Annotated in this window: 21 protein-coding genes; all 21 read right to left on the bottom strand. The window is 45.3% G+C overall.

Annotated elements, in window-relative coordinates:
* Positions 1 to 308 (bottom strand): hypothetical protein (locus tag GBV73_RS07460; RefSeq protein WP_152878644.1); only part of this gene is annotated, 308 nt, incomplete at its 3' end.
* Positions 309 to 410: 102 nt separating this feature from the next.
* Positions 411 to 929, bottom strand: coding sequence for a ferritin family protein (locus tag GBV73_RS07455; RefSeq protein ID WP_152880465.1), 519 nt, complete (start codon positions 927 to 929; stop codon positions 411 to 413).
* Between the two features lie 94 nt (positions 930 to 1,023).
* Positions 1,024 to 1,647: a hypothetical protein gene (locus GBV73_RS07450; RefSeq protein WP_253910326.1), complete on the bottom strand. Its 624-nt coding sequence runs from the start codon at positions 1,645 to 1,647 to the stop codon at positions 1,024 to 1,026.
* Positions 1,648 to 1,798: 151 nt separating this feature from the next.
* Positions 1,799 to 2,146, bottom strand: coding sequence for a class II SORL domain-containing protein (locus GBV73_RS07445; RefSeq protein ID WP_152880463.1), 348 nt, complete (start codon positions 2,144 to 2,146; stop codon positions 1,799 to 1,801).
* Positions 2,147 to 2,156: 10 nt separating this feature from the next.
* Entirely contained in the window at positions 2,157 to 2,318 is a 162-nt protein-coding gene (gene rd, locus GBV73_RS07440) for a rubredoxin (RefSeq protein ID WP_152880461.1), read from the bottom strand.
* 78 nt (positions 2,319 to 2,396) lie between these two features.
* The gene (locus GBV73_RS07435) at positions 2,397 to 2,912 is read right to left on the bottom strand and encodes a rubrerythrin family protein (RefSeq protein ID WP_152880459.1); all 516 of its coding nucleotides are present in this window, start codon (positions 2,910 to 2,912) and stop codon (positions 2,397 to 2,399) included.
* A gap of 87 nt (positions 2,913 to 2,999) precedes the next feature.
* The gene (locus GBV73_RS07430) at positions 3,000 to 4,091 is read right to left on the bottom strand and encodes an NAD(P)/FAD-dependent oxidoreductase (RefSeq protein WP_152880458.1); all 1,092 of its coding nucleotides are present in this window, start codon (positions 4,089 to 4,091) and stop codon (positions 3,000 to 3,002) included.
* Positions 4,092 to 4,102: 11 nt separating this feature from the next.
* Positions 4,103 to 4,642, bottom strand: coding sequence for a ferritin family protein (locus tag GBV73_RS07425; RefSeq protein WP_152880456.1), 540 nt, complete (start codon positions 4,640 to 4,642; stop codon positions 4,103 to 4,105).
* Between the two features lie 119 nt (positions 4,643 to 4,761).
* Positions 4,762 to 5,988 carry an FprA family A-type flavoprotein gene (locus tag GBV73_RS07420; RefSeq protein ID WP_152880454.1) on the bottom strand — a complete coding sequence of 409 codons (1,227 nt, stop codon included), beginning with the start codon at positions 5,986 to 5,988 and terminating at the stop codon, positions 4,762 to 4,764.
* 48 nt (positions 5,989 to 6,036) lie between these two features.
* Positions 6,037 to 6,483, bottom strand: a complete 447-nt coding sequence (locus tag GBV73_RS07415) for a peroxiredoxin (protein WP_371717059.1) — start codon at positions 6,481 to 6,483, stop codon at positions 6,037 to 6,039.
* Between the two features lie 28 nt (positions 6,484 to 6,511).
* On the bottom strand, positions 6,512 to 7,384 hold the full coding sequence (locus tag GBV73_RS07410) for a thiamine pyrophosphate-dependent enzyme (protein WP_152880452.1): 873 nt from the start codon (positions 7,382 to 7,384) through the stop codon (positions 6,512 to 6,514).
* Positions 7,381 to 9,093 carry a 2-oxoacid:acceptor oxidoreductase subunit alpha gene (locus GBV73_RS07405; protein WP_152880450.1) on the bottom strand — a complete coding sequence of 571 codons (1,713 nt, stop codon included), beginning with the start codon at positions 9,091 to 9,093 and terminating at the stop codon, positions 7,381 to 7,383. The genes GBV73_RS07410 and GBV73_RS07405 overlap by 4 nt, the downstream gene beginning before the upstream one ends.
* Before the next feature lie 137 nt (positions 9,094 to 9,230).
* Positions 9,231 to 9,887: a peroxiredoxin gene (locus tag GBV73_RS07400; RefSeq protein ID WP_152880447.1), complete on the bottom strand. Its 657-nt coding sequence runs from the start codon at positions 9,885 to 9,887 to the stop codon at positions 9,231 to 9,233.
* A 127-nt stretch (positions 9,888 to 10,014) separates the two neighbouring features.
* Positions 10,015 to 10,767, bottom strand: a complete 753-nt coding sequence (locus GBV73_RS07395) for an N-glycosylase/DNA lyase (protein ID WP_152880445.1) — start codon at positions 10,765 to 10,767, stop codon at positions 10,015 to 10,017.
* A gap of 52 nt (positions 10,768 to 10,819) precedes the next feature.
* A complete protein-coding gene (gene nuoI, locus GBV73_RS07390) occupies positions 10,820 to 11,434 on the bottom strand; it encodes an NADH-quinone oxidoreductase subunit NuoI (RefSeq protein ID WP_152880443.1) in 615 nt (204 codons plus the stop codon).
* A gap of 5 nt (positions 11,435 to 11,439) precedes the next feature.
* The gene (locus GBV73_RS07385) at positions 11,440 to 12,615 is read right to left on the bottom strand and encodes an NADH-quinone oxidoreductase subunit D (protein ID WP_152880441.1); all 1,176 of its coding nucleotides are present in this window, start codon (positions 12,613 to 12,615) and stop codon (positions 11,440 to 11,442) included.
* Positions 12,616 to 12,625: 10 nt separating this feature from the next.
* The gene (locus GBV73_RS07380; RefSeq protein ID WP_152880439.1) at positions 12,626 to 13,153 is read right to left on the bottom strand and encodes an NADH-quinone oxidoreductase subunit C; all 528 of its coding nucleotides are present in this window, start codon (positions 13,151 to 13,153) and stop codon (positions 12,626 to 12,628) included.
* Positions 13,150 to 13,731 (bottom strand): NADH-quinone oxidoreductase subunit B family protein, encoded by a 582-nt coding sequence (locus tag GBV73_RS07375; RefSeq protein WP_152880437.1) that lies wholly within the window; start codon positions 13,729 to 13,731, stop codon positions 13,150 to 13,152. Before GBV73_RS07375 ends, GBV73_RS07380 begins: the two co-directional genes overlap by 4 nt.
* 10 nt (positions 13,732 to 13,741) lie before the next feature.
* The gene (locus tag GBV73_RS07370) at positions 13,742 to 14,671 is read right to left on the bottom strand and encodes a respiratory chain complex I subunit 1 family protein (RefSeq protein WP_152880435.1); all 930 of its coding nucleotides are present in this window, start codon (positions 14,669 to 14,671) and stop codon (positions 13,742 to 13,744) included.
* Positions 14,672 to 14,674: 3 nt separating this feature from the next.
* Entirely contained in the window at positions 14,675 to 16,528 is a 1,854-nt protein-coding gene (locus tag GBV73_RS07365; RefSeq protein ID WP_152880433.1) for a proton-conducting transporter membrane subunit, read from the bottom strand.
* Between the two features lie 16 nt (positions 16,529 to 16,544).
* Positions 16,545 to 17,464 (bottom strand): RNA-guided endonuclease TnpB family protein (locus GBV73_RS07360; protein WP_152880431.1); only part of this gene is annotated, 920 nt, incomplete at its 5' end.

The raw sequence follows: 17,464 nt of genomic DNA, 5'->3' as shown, positions 1-17,464 counted from the left end.
TTCTCCCAGTTGTGGAGGGTTGAGTAGTGAATGTTTGCTCCGAAGAATTTTCTGCCGTAGTGCTGGGCGTCTCTGAGAGGTAGGTTGTAGTATTGTTTAAAGAGGAGTATTGCCAGTATTGTTTTTACTGGAAATTTTTTGGATTTTGGCAGGTTCTTCAGCTTTCCTTCTGATTCGAAGTCTGCTAAAACGTCAAGAATTGCGAATGCCACGCTTTCAGGGTCTTTGAGTCTGTGATCCCATCTGGGGATCACGACAACCACCTGAAAGAATTCAGCAAAAACCCTAATAAAGGTTACTATAAACACGCCCTGATACCGGCAAAAAAGAAGGAAAGACTGTCTTTACCAAGATCCAGCCGTCTCATGATTCCCCGCAAGCAGTTGCAAAAGTTCAAAAATAAGAAGGCCTCACGGCCCAACATGCATCATCTGGCTGTACATCTCCCAGTCGAGGAGGAGCTCGTATTCTGTCTTCAAGATAGAGTAGTGCGTATTCTCCATTGAAGCAAGGTATCTAAGAAGGCCCTTCTTAGCGTTGTCATCCGTCATCTCTTCAAGCTTGGAGTAAAATTCGCTGGCAATTCTCTCCGCCTCCATAGCCCATCTGATTAAGTCAATAACGTCTTGAACGCTTTTAATTTTCTCCGCGACGGGCTTTAACTCGGGCCCAACATGTTCCTTAGGGAACACTATTTCCTCCCCAGGGAATGACTGAGCATAGAGCTTTCTCAAAAATTCCTCGTGCTTTTCCTCCTCTCCAGCGAGAAATTCCAGCTTTTTCTTTAGGGTTTCTATCTCAACGTTCGCAGCCATGCTCTTATAAAACTCCTTTGCTCCTATTTCCGCTTTTATTGCCATTCCCAAAAGCTCCTTCAGAGAGAACTCGTTCACCCTTTCAAGGGGAATCCCCATGTCAATCTCCACCATTTTTTCCACCTCATTTCAAAAACAAGACATTTACTAATAGGGCTTTTCCATACTAAAATCTTTCCATCAAATAAAGGTTCTAGTGACAAACCCTCTAACTCGAATATAAAAGTCTCATGGTAGAATTGCCAAGCCTTTCAGCTGCCACGTAATGGAGCCTCACTAAGGTGTAAATCCACAGGCTCATGGAAAAGAAATACACTGCTGGGGCAATTTCTACAGCAAAGATGTTGAGCCAGATGAATACTACAAAAGTCCAAGACGATATCCCTGCAAGCTTTTTATACTCTTCAGGGGTTCTAACATAGCCTGATATGGCATTGATGAGAAGGAGAATGGCCACTGAAGAGGCTAACTCAACGGTATAAAAGCTCTCCCTTACAAAGATGGCACTCCCAGCTACAATACTAACTTGCAAGAGCATTGTCCAAGTAGCCCTAACAAGTCCACTTTCCGAGAGGGAATAGGCTATTAAAACAGGCCCCAAAAGGATTGCAATGGTTATAATGCCCCTATGAACTTCAAACATTGTCGCGATAAAGCCGAGCGAAGTTAGTATTCCTCCAAAGAGGATGTACCAAGAAAGCCTCCTATGTCCTAAAAAGAAGTTCTCAATCTTTCTTGAAAGGTTCCAGGTAAGGAAAATTCCCGCAAGAGTCAGTACTCCACAGAGGCCCATGAGAGTTTGATAAACACTTATCATGCTTCCATCGTCCAAGTTTTTACCCAGATAATTGGGAAGAAAACTAAATAAACCTTCCGGTAAACTTTCGTAGATTTTAGAAAACATGCTAAGTTTGTTCCCAAGAAAAGCTCCATACTCTTAAACATCTGGAGAGTCCAAAACAAACAGAAAAAGTAGAAAAGGGTCACTCAAGCTGGACCTCATTCTCCCAGAGGCCGTGAATGTTGCAGTAGCTCAAGGCATAGAGCTTGCCCTTCTTCTGAGTCCTGAAGAAGAACTTGGCTATAGGCTCGCTTAGTGGGTCTGAGTGGTGGGTAAACTCAGCACGCCCGACCATGATTGGAAAGTTCTCTCCTTCCGGATGGAAGTAGAGCTCAATCCATGCTATGTGGTGCTCTGGCGTGTTTGGGTGGGGAACTTCCTTGCCGACCTGCACCTTAACCTTAATAAGGTCGCCTTCCTTCTTGTACTCTATAACCGGAACGTGCTTTTCTCCCTTCCAGTCCCCACTCTTAATAGTTCCACTTATCATCTCCTCCACCTCACTCTATTTTTTCAAACATATCCTTCTGAGCTCCACAGAGCGGGCATACCCAATCATCCGGGATGTCCTCAAACTTTGTTCCCGGAGCAATTCCGCTATCCGGGTCTCCGGCTTCCTCATCATATATGTATCCACAAACTATGCATTTCCACTTTGCCATGTTTTCACCACCCTAATATTATTAGATTAACCTTATAAAGTTTGCGCTCCGAACTAAATGGAGCAAAAAACGAAAGGGCTACTCAAACACCACGAACTTGTCTTTGGGAGCACCGCATACTGGGCAGTACTCCGGGACTTCATCTACGGCTGTATAACCGCAAACCGGACATATGTAAACCTTCTTGATTTTGATGTCCTTACCTTCCTCTGCAAGTTCTTTTGCTTTCTTGTAAAGCTCTGCATGGATTTTTTCTGCCTCCAGGGCATAATATGTGCTTTTAACAGCTTCTTTCTCTCCCTGAAGTTCCGCCGTTGCTTTATAAACTGGGTACATTTCCTCAACTTCAAAGGTCTCACCGTCTATTGCCACCTGGAGGTTGCTTGGGGTGTCTTTAACGTTGCCCAAAGCTTCATAGTGATTTCTTGCATGCACGAGCTCCGCAAAGGCTATTGCCCTGAAAAGCTTTGCTATGTTTGGGAATCCTTCCCTCTCAGCCACGTCTGCAAAAATCATGTACCTCATGTGAGCCATGCTCTCTCCTGCGTAAGCCTCTTCCAGAAACTTCTTGGTCATTTTTCTTTCAACCACCATACCCATCACCTCAAAATGGCATTATTAATTTCGATGTAGAAATATAAAAGGTTTTCTCTCCGAAATTTATAAGATGAGGAAAGAACATCACAGTCCATCCATGCTAACTCCCGCTTTTATCTTCCTCTCCAGTGTCATTGCCCTTCTTATATCTTCGATAACAACTGCCCCAACTATTTTCCCTTCTTCAAGGAAAACTTTTGTCTTCCCATCCAGCCACTTTCCTTCTCCTTTGGTCTTCCCGATTATTCCTATTGGGAAATCACCGAATTTAAAAACGGTGGAACGGAATTCAAAGTCATATCTATCCTCTCTGCCCTTCAAAATGTTGGCAAGAACTCTTGCATGCCCTACAGCAGCCTTTGCAGTGCCGGATATTATTCCATTGTACTCGGCGCAATCTCCGATAGCGTAAACATCCTTTGCCGAAGTTCGAAAGTGGTCGTCAATAAGTATTCCTCTCCCAGCGTGAATTCCACTCCTAACCGCTATCTCTTTGTTAGGGATAATCCCAAAGGCAGATATCTTAACTTTTCCCTTTATGTACCCCCTATCAGTAAAAACTCCATCTTTATCGGCTTTCAGAACATTTGTATTGAGGTAAAACTCAACTCCACTGCATTCGAGCTTTTCTACTATTATTTTCGTGAGCTCCTCATCAAGGCCGAGAAGAGTATTTCCCCTGTGAACCACCTTAGCTTTATAACCCGCCTTTGCGAAGTTTGCGGCAAGTTCTAAGGCTATAAATCCCCCACCAAGTATCAGAGCTTCTTCATGTTTCTCCATTTGCTCTTTAATCTTCTCGGCATCTTGGAGTGTTCTAAGGGTGTGCACAAACTCTTTGCCCTCGAAGGTTGGTTCTCTTGGCCTGGCACCGGTGGCTATAACTAAGACATCATAGGGTATCTCGCCTTCCGTTGTTATCAGTACTTTCCGAGCCCTATCTATTACCTCGGCCTTTACTCCAAGTTTAAGGTTTATCCCCTTCTTTTCATACCATTCAAGGGAATATGGGAAAAGTTTTTCTTTTTCAACTAACCCCGCTATGTAGTGACTCAGCATGGGCTTGCTGTAGTGCAAAACTTCTTCTCGCTCCACTATTGTAACTTCATGCTCTCCAGAAAGCTGATTGGCTAATTCTACTCCTCCAGGCCCATTTCCAATTATGACAACCCTCATAGGACTTCCCTTCAGAGAACTCTTGGCTTGTAGTAGATTTCTACCTGATTAAATATCACATGGGCAGGCATATCGGCATAATCTGGCTTCCCTCTCATGAGTCCCTCGAGATATTCCTTGTGGGCTTCGATTGCTTTGTAATGAGCCCTCTCCTGTGTTGCCAAGAACTCAAAAAGAGCCTCATGTTCAGGCAGTCTTTTAGCCAAAAGCCTATAAACTCTCTCCGCTACCTTTTCGTTCATTAATGCAGTTCTCATGGCCTCAACCATTGCGCCTAAAGTTACTTCATTTACCGTGCTCTCTGCAAATGGAATATCCTTAGGAACTACGTAATTCACATCTCCAAACACTTTCTTATGTAAATTCAAAAGAAGAGCTTTATGTGCCTCCTCCGCTTTTGCAAGGTCTTCAAAGAATTTTTTCATAAGCTCCGAGTTTCCTTGAGCAAGTTTTAGGTAGAATTCCTTTGCATCTTCTTCAGATCCTATCGCATACCCCAGTATTTCTCTCTCAGAAAGACTTTCCAATTTCTTAACTATTTCTTCTTCCATTACGAATCACCTAAAAGAATATCCATTGCAATTGTATTTAACACTTTTTCTAAAATAAAGTATCCCTATATTTGGTCTTGAAGCCTATAGCAAAATGCATTGAAAAAATTTAGGAAAAATTATCCTTTAAGCTTTTCCACAAGCTTCCTAACTCCTTCCCTAATTTTTATCTCGTCCTCTGGCGTAGTTCTGCCCTTTACTTCTATTGTGTCCACGTGGTCAAACTTTGACCTCTTGATTAGTGTCTCTATCTCTCTCCCAGCTACCCCTGCCCATCCGAATGTTCCTAGTATAAGAACAGGCTTTTCATAGTTGGCTTTATCGAGCATCTCATAGAGAAGATACCTTATTCTCGGGTGTATACCCGCTTCGTATGTTGAAGCCCCAATAATAAGCGCCTCACTATCCGGAACTTCTCCAAGAATGTCGCTCACCGCTGGAGCCTCTTTGTCGGTATATCTGTAAACTATCGGAGTAAAGCCGAGCCTTTCTAGCTCGTTAACTGCCACTCTAACGCTTTCCTCAACGAAGCCGTACATCGAATCGTAAACCACCAAGACCTTGCCTTTCTTCGGTACTCCAGCGCCGACATTTGCATAGTGTTCAAAGATCTTCTGTGGATTCTTACGCCATATCAATCCATGCCCCGGAAGGATCATCCTAACATCGTCCACTATGCCGAGCTCTTTTATCTTCTCAATGTTCTCCACGATGTACTTGTGGTAGTGGCCGATAACAGTAACTATATACTTGGTAACGTAGGGGAGGTACTTCTCAACGACTTCATCGTCACTGTCATCTATGGCTTCGGGAATTGAATATCCTCCTCCTGCATCACAGCTAAAGATTATTTTGTCCTCAACAACATAGGTTATCATGGTATCAGGCCAGTGAAGCCATGGAACCGTTATGAACTTTAAAGTCCTGCTACCTATCTTCAACTCTTCTCCATCTTCAATTGCATGAACGTTCTCTTTGATATCATAAAACGCCTCTAAAAGTCTCTTTGCAAATATGGTGCCTATGATTTTCGCCTTGTACCCGTTTAATTCGAGGATTTTTGGCAAAGCCCCGCTGTGATCTGGTTCCGTGTGATGAACAACTATGTGGGTTATCTCCTTGGGATCAACTATACTTGAGAGTGCTTCAAGGAATTCACTGGTATAGTCTTTTTTCCAGGCATCAAAAAGAACAACTGCACTATCTGTCTTCATGAGGTAAGCATTATAGGTTATTCCTTCCGGAATGTCCCACGTTGCCTCGAAGTATTTTATTTTGTCATCGTCAATCCTCAAAAGGTAGAGCTCAGGTTCGTCAAGAAGTTTCTCTATCCAAACCTTTGGCATTTTTTCACCACCCCAATTTAGTTTAAAAATAGAAATATAAAAAGCTTTTCATCCTTCCAGAAACTCGAATATCTCTTCCAAGTTGGGAAGCTCCCTTATTGGGTAAACTTTGTAGAAGGCTATCTTCCCTTCTTCATCAACCAAAACGTTTGCCCTTTCTGAAATGCCATCCTTTTCTCTAAAAAGTCCATATAGCTTTGCAACCTCACCATGAGGCCAAAAGTCGCTCAGAATCCTGAGTTTCTTAAGCCCCATGTGTTCAGCCCAGGCCTTTTTACTCGGCATGGGGTCAACGCTTATACCAACCGGGAGAACGTTTAGGGTTTCAAATTTTTCATAGTTTTCTTCCAAAGCTTTCATCTGCTTTTCGCAAATACCTGTCCATGCCAGTGGGTGGAAGGATAGGAGAACTTTCTTCCCTCTAAAATCTGAAAGCTTAAATTCCTCCCCATTTTGGTCTTTCAACACAAAATCCGGTGCTTTTTCTCCAATCACCTTACTCACCTCAAAAATTTATAAAAAATCAAAACGTTCTCTTAGCCTCCAAAATTTTTCCAATTTCTTCAAGCTTAGGCTTCCTCTGCCACAGCGGTGTTTTGTCCCTTTTATAAGCTGGAACCTGCTCTTCAAAGGTTGGCTTTTCATGGATGTAGAACACTCCCAGTGGGAGGGGATCGCTCTCTATAGCTCTCTTAAAGGCCTCCTCCCTGTCGTAGGGGTTGTGGTCTTTCATCCAGTAAGTGTGCTCGCGATACCATTCGTAGGTGTTCACCTTGTTGAAGCTCACACATGGATGGAAGATGTCTACTATGGCTAATCCTTTATGCTGAATTGCCTTTTTGATTATCTCCACGCTCTCTTTGAAGTATCCCATGAAAGTCCTTGCTACAAAAGATGCATCCAGAGCTATTGCCAAGGCTATTGGGTTGAAAGGCTCTTCAAAGACTCCCCAAGGTTGAGTAGGAGTTTTCATCCCCAGCATTGTTGTGGGAGAAGCCTGACCTTTTGTAAGTCCGTAAATCTGATTGTCGTGGACTAAAACCGTTATGTCTGGGTTTCTTCTTATGGCGTGGAGAAGGTGGTTGCCTCCTTCAGCGTACATGTCTCCATCTCCACCCTCCGCTATTACCGTCAAAGATGGATTTGCGGCTTTAACAGCTGTAGCTATTGGAATTGAACGACCGTGAAGGGTGTGGTAGCCGTTAACGTTTATGTAGTGGGGCATTTTTGCCGCTTGGCCAATTCCGCTTATTATGACAACATCCTGCGGCCTTAGGTTGAGCTCGGCAAAGGCGGACTTCAAAATATTCCTAATACCGAAGTTCCCACACCCGGGACACCAGGCTATGTCCTTGCTTCCGGGTCTTTCGGGTTCAAAAATAAGCGGAGAGATCATTCTAACACCTCCTTAAGAGCATCAAGAATCTCTTCAACGGAGAAAGGCCTCCCATCATACTTCAAAATCTTGTGATGGATCTCTAGCCCAAACTCTTTCTTTAAAAGCTCTGCGAACTGTGCTGTAACGTTTTGCTCGATGTCTATTATCACTTTGCCTTCCAAGAGACCTTCAACCTTCTCGGGCAGAGGATACACCCACTTAAAGTGCAGAAACGCTACGTCTTCCCTGTTGAGAACTTCGAGGGCTTCTCTTATCACATGGTAGGTTGAACCCCATGCGACAATGACGTATTTTGCATTCTCTCTCCCCACAAGTTCCGGCATCATGGTATTTTTCCTTATTGTTTCAAGTTTCTTTATTGCCCTTTTCTCCTGCATCAGCCTTGAAAGTTCCTCGTCTTCGGTTATGTCTCCCCACTCGTCGTGTTCGTTTCCATTAGCCACCACAACACCCTTTCCGTATCTGGGAATGCTCCTTGGAGAAATGCCATCTTCGGTGAGCTTGTACCTCTTGTAGTCCTCATCGCTCTCCACAATGTACTTTTCCATCTTAATTTTGCTTAGATCAAGCTCTGGGAGGTTGTAATAGGTATCGACAAAGTATTGATCCGTTAAGATTATCACAGGCACTTGGTATTTGTCCGCTAAATTGAAAGCCTCTGCCGTAAGGTAAAAAGCCTCCTCAATGCTCCCTGGTGCGAGAACTATTCTTGGAAATTCACCATGGCCAGAATAAAGAACAAGGTTCAAGTCGCCTTGCATTGTTCTTGTGGGCAATCCCGTTGCCGGACCGGGTCTTTGGGCGAGATGGATTACCACTGGATTTTCTGCCATTCCAGCTAAGCTTAGGGCTTCGCTCATCAAGGCAAAGCCGCCTCCCGAGGTTGTTACCATTCCCCTTGCACCGGCGAACCATGCTCCCAGAGCCATGTTTATTGCAGCTATCTCATCCTCTACCTGCTCCACTACTATTTCAAAGTCCTCGGCATGCTGGGCAGAGAAGACAGCAACACCTGTGGAGGGGCTCATGGGATAAAAGCTCAGGAAGTTCATTCCCCCAGCGACTGCACCTAAGGCTACAGCCTCGGTGCCGCTTAAAAGAACCTCTTTCTTAACGTTTTCGTCTCTTTTAACCTCAATTCTAATTGTTCCCTCTTCACACAGCTTTACTCCAAGCTCGTAACCTTTCCTAGCGGCTTCAATGTTTTTTAACACAACCTCTTCTCCTTTGCTGCCAAATCTTTTTCTCAGATATTCCTCGAGAGCCTCAAAGTCTCCGTGGAAGAGTCCAACCACAACTCCCGCTGCTATTGTGTTTAAATACAGAGGACTGCCAACTTCTTTTGCCATTTCATTGAGGGGCACTTCAACAAAGTTTACTCTGCTGAGGTATTCCTCCTCAACGTTTTCCTTTTCGCCCAAAACCACTGTGTTCTCTGTGAGCCTTTTTTCCACCCAAGGAAGAACTCCACGCTTGAACGGGATTAAGATATCGATCCTCCTTACAAATGCTCTTACCTTTTTTGATGATACTCTGATTTCGGTGGTGTTTATTCCGCCTCTAACCCTTGACATGTACTCTTTGTTTGCATAGACGTTATAACCAGAAAGCTTCAAAACCCTTGTAAGGATCTCCTCAACTGTCTGAATTCCCTGACCTGCTGCACCACCCAAAACAATAGAAACATCTTCCTTAAACTCGACCATATGCCATCACTTCCAATAAAGTTCGACTTTCGTCATAATAAGGTTTGTGGATTAGGTTTATATAATTTTCTTCCAAAGCCCTAACAATGAAGAAAGCAAACAAGCTCTGAGAAAAAGACAAAGTTAAAGAAAAGAGATCATTCAAGCTTCTTGTAGCAGAACCACCAGTCGTAGCACTCTATCTCGCCCTTGGCTTTGGCCTCTTCGCGTTCCTTGACTTGGTCAACCGTGCTTGCCGGGGGAACGATAACCTTATCGCCAATAAGCTCATTGTTGGGCCACTTGTGGGGCAAAGCAACTCCCTTTTCTGTGCTTATCTTTAGAGCCTTGACGAGCCTTAAAATCTCGTCCCAATCTCTACCAACTTCGGCTGGGTAATAGACTATTGCCCTGATAACGCCTTTGTCATCAACTACAAAGACCGCCCTGGCTGTTATTGTTGCACCACTCGGTATCATGCCGAGTCTATCAGCTAAGTCTCCCCTGTCGTCAGCAATAACTGGGAAGGTTATTTCCTCACCGAGGTTCTCCTTGATCCATTCCATCCATTTGATGTGGCTGAATACTTGGTCAACGCTGAGTCCTATAGGCTCAACGCCAAGTTCTCTGAACTTATCGATTCTCTTTTGTAGAGCGTAGAACTCGGTAGTACAGACGGGAGTGAAATCTGCTGGGTGGCTGAAAAGCAAGAACCACTTGCCCTTTTCTGCAAAGTAGTCTGGGAGCTTTATTACCCCGTGGGTTGTTTTTACCTCAACCTCTGGGAACTTTTCACCGATAGCTACCATTTCCATCACCTCATTTTTGTTTTCATATGAAACTTTTGAAGTTCGAATATATAAAACTTTCGGTTTTCCTAACAAAACTCAGAAACCCTAATTAGTTCAGCGACGTTCCCATTTTTAAGTTCGAAAGAATAACTCAAAGAGACACGAGTTGTAAAACTAGCTCGGATTTTTCACAGTGCTTTTTCAGTCTCTCAATGACCCTTCTATCTCCTCCAAGTACGGGCCAGAGGATAGAATCTATGTGGAGGGGCGGCACACCAACTTCCCTCGAAATTTTTCTCCAGAATTTTACTGGCTCCTCGGATGTAAATCTTTTTGTGTAGTTTTCGATTCTGAAGTCTTTTGGGATGTCGATTTCCATTGGATAGGGAGTGAACTCTTTGAAAGCTATTCTAGATGCATAGCCGAACATTTTTACAGCAAAAACAATGGTTTTTGCATCTTCCTTTGAATTCATGACCCTTGCCAAATGATCCCGAAATCTCAGCATATTGTGATAGTAATCCCTTAAATCCTCCATCGTTAGGGAGCTTAAAAAAGGCTCCAGCTTTTTAAGACGATTTAACTTCGGCTGGACTAATCTCCTGTTGGTTTTTGAGTTTGGCAAAAACTCGGAGTAAGCCGCTACGATGCCTTTTGGAGGGTTTTTTGAGAAGTATTCCGAGAACTCCCACCACCATTTTTCGCCTTTAGCAGAAAGCTGATAGCTAACAATTGAATTTGCTATCACAAGTTTGAGAAAGAGCTCATCATCGTTAAGGTTTTTGTAAAGGTTCTCCAAAGCTGAAAACTGCAGGTCAACCTTCTCCTCGATGGTTCTAGCACATTCAACACCGAGTTCTTTAAGAATGCTCTTGAGGGCTTCAACTTTCAATTTTCCCACCAAAAAGGAAAGGGAGCAGAGCCTTATAGAATTTGCGAAAAAATAAAAGAGGTTACTAAGCTTTCTTTTCTTCTTTAGCTTCTTTCTTCTCCTCAGCTCGAGGTTTTGCCGGTGGCTTGAGCCCGTAGCCGAGGATTCTGAACTCTACAGCTTCCCCATCCCTTAAGATGTACCTGACTTTGCCGTCCTCAAGGTGCTCTATCTTAGCCAGGGGATGCCTGTAATCCTTGAACTTTCTAACTTTTTCTTCTGGCAATGGAACCCAATCAAAGAGCTCAAGCTCCTCTTCTTTCCACTCTGTGGTTAGAATGTAGTGTTCCACATGACCCAGCGCGCCGGTGGGACATACATCAACACAGAACTGGCAGAATGTACACCTTCCGTAGTCTATTTTTGGGTGAGCTCTCTTCTCCCCCTCTATCCAGGTCATTTCTATCGCTCGTGCAGGACAAATCTGGCCGCACATGTTACAGCCTATGCACTTTTTCCAGTCAAGTGTATGGAAGCCCCTATATTTCTCGGCTATCTGCGTTTGCTCATAGGGGATCTTAATGGTGACGGGCTTCTTGAAGAGGTACTTAAGTGAAAGCCATGGCTTGAGGAATGAAGGCTTCTTTTTAACTTTCTCCTCGGGAGCAACTTTAAATCCAATCTGCTTTGCACTTTCCATTTTTATCACCTGTCTATATCTGGTGGGCAGTTCCCCAAGCTCATCAATATGACCGGGACATCTGCAATTCTCGCCCCAACCAAAAGCTGCTCTATAACTCTAACTCCGTGGGATATGCTTGGACCCCTTATCTGGACCCTATACGGCTTGTTTCCACCCTCGCTGATAACGTAGGCTCCAAAGTCTCCTACAGTAGCTTCTACGTGAGCATAGGCATCCCCAGCTGGCACTTTGAATCTTGGAAGAGCTTTGAGTCTGGGGTCTTCAACTTTGTAGGGCCCGCTCGGCGGTCCCATTTCAAGGAGCTGTTCGAGGATGTAGAGGTCTTGCTCAAGTTCGAATCTCCTTATGAGAGCTCTTGCCAGTGCATCTCCCTCTTTGAGCACCGGTACCTCAAAATCAAGCTCCGGGTAAAGGAGATATGGGTCGAGTCTTCTCACATCGGCCTTAACTCCCGTTGCCCTGAGATTTGGCCCCGTTACGCCCTCTTCCAGAGCAAACTTCTTGTCCATAACACCTATGCCCTCAAGCCTCTTGTATGTGATATAGTTTTCGAAGAGGATGTTGTCGAAGTCCTTGAGCTTGTCTTTCAGGTATTCCACAGTGTCATTCAGTTGTCTCAGCCACTTATCGCCGGGTATGTCCCTTCTAACTCCTCCGGGGATTGTGTAGATGTGATAGACCCTCGCTCCGGTAAGCTGCTCGAAGAGCGCCATGAACCTCTCTCTATAAGCGGCAGCCCACTGTCCAGCGGTGTAGACACCTAACTTAAACGCCAGCCCCATAGTCCAGAAGAGGTATGAAGTAACCCTTGCCATCTCAAGCACTGTTGTCCTGATCCACTGTGCCCTCTCAGGGACTTCCCATCCCATGAGCTCATCAACGGCCATTGAGTACACTGCCTCAGGAACGTCCGGCTCTGGAACACATACTCTAAGGAGGAGTGCTATGTTGGTATACCACGGCCTGTACTCGGCAAGCTTTTCGAAACCTCTGTGAAGGAAACCGACGTTAGCTATGGCCTTAACAACCCTATGACCGTCCATTTTAAGAATTAAGCTGTAGTTCTCGGTAGCCATGTGCTGTGGACCGAAGAATAACTCATAAGTGTCCTTCTCGAGGGGTAAAAGCTCCATCCCGTTTTCTCTCGCTTCTTTAATTAATTCCTCTTGTGAAACCATCTCTCTCACCTCAGATTACGTAGTTCTCCTTATCCTCTTCAAACCTATCGAGCAGTTTGTACTTTCTTTTAACGTAGCCGAGCATGTCAAAGTCCTTCCTGTGAGAGACTCCAGCTTCTCTGTCCTCATCCTCAAGAATCCACGGCATTTCAAGCTTGTCGTTGCCCTCAAAGGTCACCTTGTAGAACTCATGGGCGTCTCTTTCATAGGTCTCTGCAACGGGGTAAATGTCTCTGACAGTTGGTACCCTTGCTTTATCAACGTCTCTAGGAATCCTTGTCTTTACAAAGGCGTGAACTGCGTGAGTGTAGCTCCACATCTGGTAAACGAGCTCTATCTCACCATCTTTCAGCCAGTCAACCGCGGTTATCTGCATCATAGTCTCGAAGTTGTTCTCCTTAAGGAGCATGAGAAAATCCCTTATCCTGTCCGGAGGAATGCGGAATTCTATCCTTCTCTGCCTCCTAACTGTTCCCTCTGCATAGGGTGCTTTCTGGAGTATCTTCTCAACAATCATCTGCTCTTTTTCAAGGTTCATTGCCTATCACCCTCTTTCTTCTTGTTCATCAACCATGGAATCCATCTTCTCGCGGTTTTTTCCCTCCAACCCTCGCCAAAGAGCTCATCCTGGTTCTTCTTGTAATATTCATAGTTCTCCTTGTATCTCTTCCACCCGTCAGCCTTCCCTGTCTCGATGAGCTCCATCATCTTCTTTATACCGTCCATAACTGCCTCGGGTCTTGGCATACAGCCAGCTATGGCCACATCAACCGGAATGTACTTGTCGAGGTGCTTTATTGCGTTGTAGCCATCCCAGTAGATACCGCCGTTGAGCGGGCAAGAACCGTGAGCAAGGACGTACTTAGGATCGGGCTGCATCTCGTAGGTTATGATTATTCTCTTCAGAGTCTTGGGTGTAACATAGCCGGTGATGAGGAAGAGATCAGCCATTCTCGGCGCCGGATTAGGCATCATACCGAAACGTTCCAGGTCATATCTTGAGGTCATTAAGGGGGGCATTTCAATACCCCCACACCCTGTACAAAATGCAACAATCCACATGCTCCTCTTTCTCGCGAAGTTAATGAGCGGTTCATACAGTCTCCAATCTACCATTTTTATCACCTCACAGGCTTGCTAAGATAGCTCCAAGGGCGGCTATTATCGTGGGCCACTTCCAGTAGAACTTTGCAGCTTGGTCTATTGTGAACCTTGGGAATATCGCTCCCATGAAGGTAGCTACAAGCAACACCGCTATTTGCTTAACAAGGAGTATTGCCAAACTTGCGATGGTGTTCAAAATCGGGCTTGAGAATGCCGTAACTACTGCTCCTCCAAGGAATATGTTCGCAAAGAATAGCGTTTCTGCAAAGAGGGCTATGGCGTGCTGTATCTGGAGTATTCCCATGTGCTTGCCGCCAAACTCGACCATCGGACCGAGGGAGATCTCACCAGGAGCAATCATGATATCAAAGGGCTCCTTTCCAAACATTGCCTGCAGGACAAGGTCGTAGGCTATTGCAGCCAACAACAGTGGAAGGTGAATTATGCTCCACCCCATCGTTTGCTGAGCCATCACTATCTCGTAGGTGCTGAAGGTGCCGTAGAACTCTGCAAGAGCCACTATGGCAAATCCAAGCGGTACCTGGATGGCGAGCATCGTCAGGAGTGCACGCTGGGCACCTATGCCTGCATAGGGGTTTCCGGAACTCATTGCGGCGAACATTATTCCGAGCATTGGGATTTCGAGGAGGAAGGTGATAAGCACTAGGTCACCATAGGCTCTAAGGACTCCAATGCTGCCAATAGGAATGAACATCAAAGCCAGTATTGTCGCTCCTAGGGCGTAGATAACACCGAAGTCGTAGATTAAACCATGGGTTATGTTGCTCTTCTTTGAGAGGAGCTTTATGGTATCAAGGATGGGCTGGTAAATCGGCGGCCCAACTCTTCTGTGAATTCTCGCCGTGACTATTCTGATTATTCCCATGAACATAAATCCCACGAAGGTTGCATAAATTAAAATTAGGAGAGCCTTCAAAGCGGTTTCAATCATTCTTCACACCCCCCATAGTGCAAGGATTAACAAGACTATCGCCAGATACCATGCATAGCTTTGAGTGTTTCCGTTGTATATGAAATTCCTCAAAACTTCTGCTAAGTCTTCAATCCAAGCCCCTATGTCCCTGTAGAGCTTGTCGAAGCTTATCCTGAGCCAGAAGGATAGGGTCTCCTTCAGAGGAAGGAAGAAGTTTCTTCTTATGGTGAGGTTGTACTCCATCGTAACGGGGTTACCTGACTGGTAGGTGTCTGTAACGGGGACCTTTCTGACCTTTGCTCCAAGGAAGTAGATTATTCCTGCGATGATGATGCCCACTATCAGGTATATGAGTATTGCCAGCGCGTTGTATCTTCCAAAGCCCAAGTCAAGTATGAAGAGGTTTCCACCGATGACTTCTTTTCCAAAGATTTTGTTGAGCTCTCTGGCAACCAATCCTGGAGCTATGCCCAAGACGACGTTGAAAAGGGCCAGTATTGCCATGGCTATTGCCATTGGCAGTGGAGCGTCTTTGGTATCATCAAGGTCTGTTGGTCTCTGACCGAACCAAACGGCATAGGTAAACCTTATCAGGTAAACGAAACCTATTGCGCTTCCAAAGAAGACCATGCCGCCGAGTATCGGGAGGTTCTGGCTTATCACAGCTTCAAAGAGCACCCACTTGCTCGCAAATCCAACGAGTGGGGGTATACCTGCTAAGCTCAAAATCGCCACGAATGCCATGGCAAAGGTAAAGGGCATCTTCTCAGCCAATCCTCCCATGTCTGCGAAGCTTGTCTTTCCTGTGCGGTAAACGATCGTAGCCACTATAAGGAAGAACAATCCCTTGAAGAGTGCGTGGCTTAAGGCGTGGAAGAGAGCTGCCTGCATGCTTAAAGCCGTGCCCACCCCTATACCGACCAGTATGTAGCCAACTTGGCTTATACTTGAGTATGCGAAGAGCTTTCTTATATCTTCTTGGAGAGCAGCCAGGAGACCACCGACGATTATTGTTAGACCTCCGAGGAAGGCTATTATGTAGCCGAACTTTGTAGTGCTTCTAAACCCTCCAATCTCAATCGCTAGACGGGTTCCCATGAGGATGTACAGCATTATGAATCCATAAACTCCCGCCTTGCTTAGAACTCCACTGAACATGGCTGCATAACTCTGGTTTGTTTCAGAGTAAGCATCTGACGCCCACACATGGAGTGGGAACATTCCGGCTTTGACCCCAAATGCTATGAGGAAGAGCAGGTAAATGAGAGCACTCTCACCTTTGCTGAAGACTGTATCTGCCCCAAAGGCTGCTGCATAGGCATCTTGGTACATTGCCTGCTGTATCTGGGCAAAGTCAAACGTGCCGAGCTTTGCGTAAATCATTCCCAATGCAATAAGCATTGCGTATGCTCCAAAGACACTCAGCAGGAAGTACTTGAGTGACGCAGCTCTGTTGTAGTGGAGTACCATCATAAAGCTTGCAAAGGTCATTATCTCCCAGAAGATGAAGAACGTCAGCAGGTCGTTTGCGAGAAATACTCCAAGTACCCCGCTGAGGCTCATTAACGCGAACAGCCACTCGTAGCTGTCTTTGCCAGTAGATACCAGAGCGAGTATTGCCGAAAATCCTACTAAAGCACCTATTCCAAGGAAAAACCAACTCAATGTGTTCAGGGCAAAGGTTAGCTTGAAGACCCCTAAGTTGAGGGCAAAGCTAAGACCTTCGCCTGTTTTCTGGTATAGCAGAGCGGTGTATCCGAGTGGAATCGCGGCTCCTAAAACACCAATGATCTCTCTAATACCCTTCACATCAATGAGCCATGCCAGAGCACCAGCTATTAGGGGAACAAATACAATTATAGCGAGTTCGTTCATGGGTTCACCGTTCTGCCTACCAGTAAAGTGCGTGTAGGGCGTTAATTTCGTAACGGGTAGGCTTCCCTCCTCCCGTCTTCATCGGAGGGCTTTCGGGGGGAACGGAGACTCCCCACATCTTCAGGGCTTTCAAGCGAATATTCCACGAGCCAACCACATCCCTATCAGCCTCAAAACCACAATTCGAGCACTTTAAAACCCTGTGCCCATTCGGGACTAGCTTCCCCCCACATATCGGACACAGGGATGAAGAGTAAGCAGGATCAACAAAAACGACACTCACACCCTTTAACTTGGCTTTATACTCGATAATGGATTGAAGCTTTCTAAAACTCCACCTGTGCAAGCGACCATTCAACTCAGCCGAATACCTTATCGAATCCCTGATTTCCGTTAAGTCCTCCAAGGTAATACCACCGTATTTTTCAGCTAATTCAACGATTTTGTTAGCCAATTTGTGATAAAGGTCATTCAGCCTGTTCCTCTCCCTTCTCCCATACTTTTCCAGAAGCTCTTCCCTTTTCTTTCCAGCCCTAAGCTTCCTCTGAATCTTCCTCCTCTTTACGAAGTAACCAGTCCTAATCTCCTTCTCGTGTGTAATGATCTGGATAAAGTTCCCATCTGGAAGGCTGAGGGTTACATTGTTCTCGTTCAAGTCCACGCCGACAACGGCCTTCGGCTCTCCAACCTCAACCTCCCTGGAGAACACTACGTGAAGGAAAACTCCTTTTGGATTTTTAACAAGCCACGCTTGGCCGACCTTCCAGTTCCTGAACTTCCCGTGGTGTTTTGCCGGGTAAAACTCCAGTTCCAGCCTTCCACTTGGAGTTGAGAGCTTGATAAATCCCCCTTCAAGGTTGAGTTTGAAAAGATGATCATCCAGCATTATTACTTGCTTTTTGAAAATGGGTTTTCCGTTGGCTTTTCCTCGTCTTT

The sequence above is a fragment of the Thermococcus sp. 101 C5 genome (assembly GCF_009372125.1).
GTDB lineage: Archaea > Methanobacteriota_B > Thermococci > Thermococcales > Thermococcaceae > Thermococcus_A > Thermococcus_A bergensis.
Note: the sequence above shows the minus strand (reverse complement) of the source record. Positions and strands in the feature narration are given on the sequence as shown.

Excerpts from the sequence above, each read along its gene's own strand:
- GBV73_RS07430 (WP_152880458.1), bottom strand. The coding sequence starts at position 4,091 with ATGAGGGTTGTCATAATTGGAAATGGGCCTGGAGGAGTAGAATTAGCC.
- GBV73_RS07410 (WP_152880452.1), bottom strand. The coding sequence starts at position 7,384 with ATGATCTCTCCGCTTATTTTTGAACCCGAAAGACCCGGAAGCAAGGAC.
- rd (WP_152880461.1), bottom strand. The coding sequence starts at position 2,318 with ATGGCAAAGTGGAAATGCATAGTTTGTGGATACATATATGATGAGGAA.
- GBV73_RS07400 (WP_152880447.1), bottom strand. The coding sequence starts at position 9,887 with ATGGAAATGGTAGCTATCGGTGAAAAGTTCCCAGAGGTTGAGGTAAAA.
- GBV73_RS07385 (WP_152880441.1), bottom strand. The coding sequence starts at position 12,615 with ATGGTTTCACAAGAGGAATTAATTAAAGAAGCGAGAGAAAACGGGATG.
- GBV73_RS07425 (WP_152880456.1), bottom strand. The coding sequence starts at position 4,642 with ATGGAAGAAGAAATAGTTAAGAAATTGGAAAGTCTTTCTGAGAGAGAA.
- GBV73_RS07455 (WP_152880465.1), bottom strand. The coding sequence starts at position 929 with ATGGTGGAGATTGACATGGGGATTCCCCTTGAAAGGGTGAACGAGTTC.
- nuoI (WP_152880443.1), bottom strand. The coding sequence starts at position 11,434 with ATGGAAAGTGCAAAGCAGATTGGATTTAAAGTTGCTCCCGAGGAGAAA.
- GBV73_RS07405 (WP_152880450.1), bottom strand. The coding sequence starts at position 9,093 with ATGGTCGAGTTTAAGGAAGATGTTTCTATTGTTTTGGGTGGTGCAGCA.
- GBV73_RS07365 (WP_152880433.1), bottom strand. The coding sequence starts at position 16,528 with ATGAACGAACTCGCTATAATTGTATTTGTTCCCCTAATAGCTGGTGCT.
- GBV73_RS07435 (WP_152880459.1), bottom strand. The coding sequence starts at position 2,912 with ATGGTGGTTGAAAGAAAAATGACCAAGAAGTTTCTGGAAGAGGCTTAC.
- GBV73_RS07370 (WP_152880435.1), bottom strand. The coding sequence starts at position 14,671 with ATGATTGAAACCGCTTTGAAGGCTCTCCTAATTTTAATTTATGCAACC.
- GBV73_RS07375 (WP_152880437.1), bottom strand. The coding sequence starts at position 13,731 with ATGGTAGATTGGAGACTGTATGAACCGCTCATTAACTTCGCGAGAAAG.
- GBV73_RS07380 (WP_152880439.1), bottom strand. The coding sequence starts at position 13,153 with ATGAACCTTGAAAAAGAGCAGATGATTGTTGAGAAGATACTCCAGAAA.
- GBV73_RS07445 (WP_152880463.1), bottom strand. The coding sequence starts at position 2,146 with ATGATAAGTGGAACTATTAAGAGTGGGGACTGGAAGGGAGAAAAGCAC.
- GBV73_RS07420 (WP_152880454.1), bottom strand. The coding sequence starts at position 5,988 with ATGCCAAAGGTTTGGATAGAGAAACTTCTTGACGAACCTGAGCTCTAC.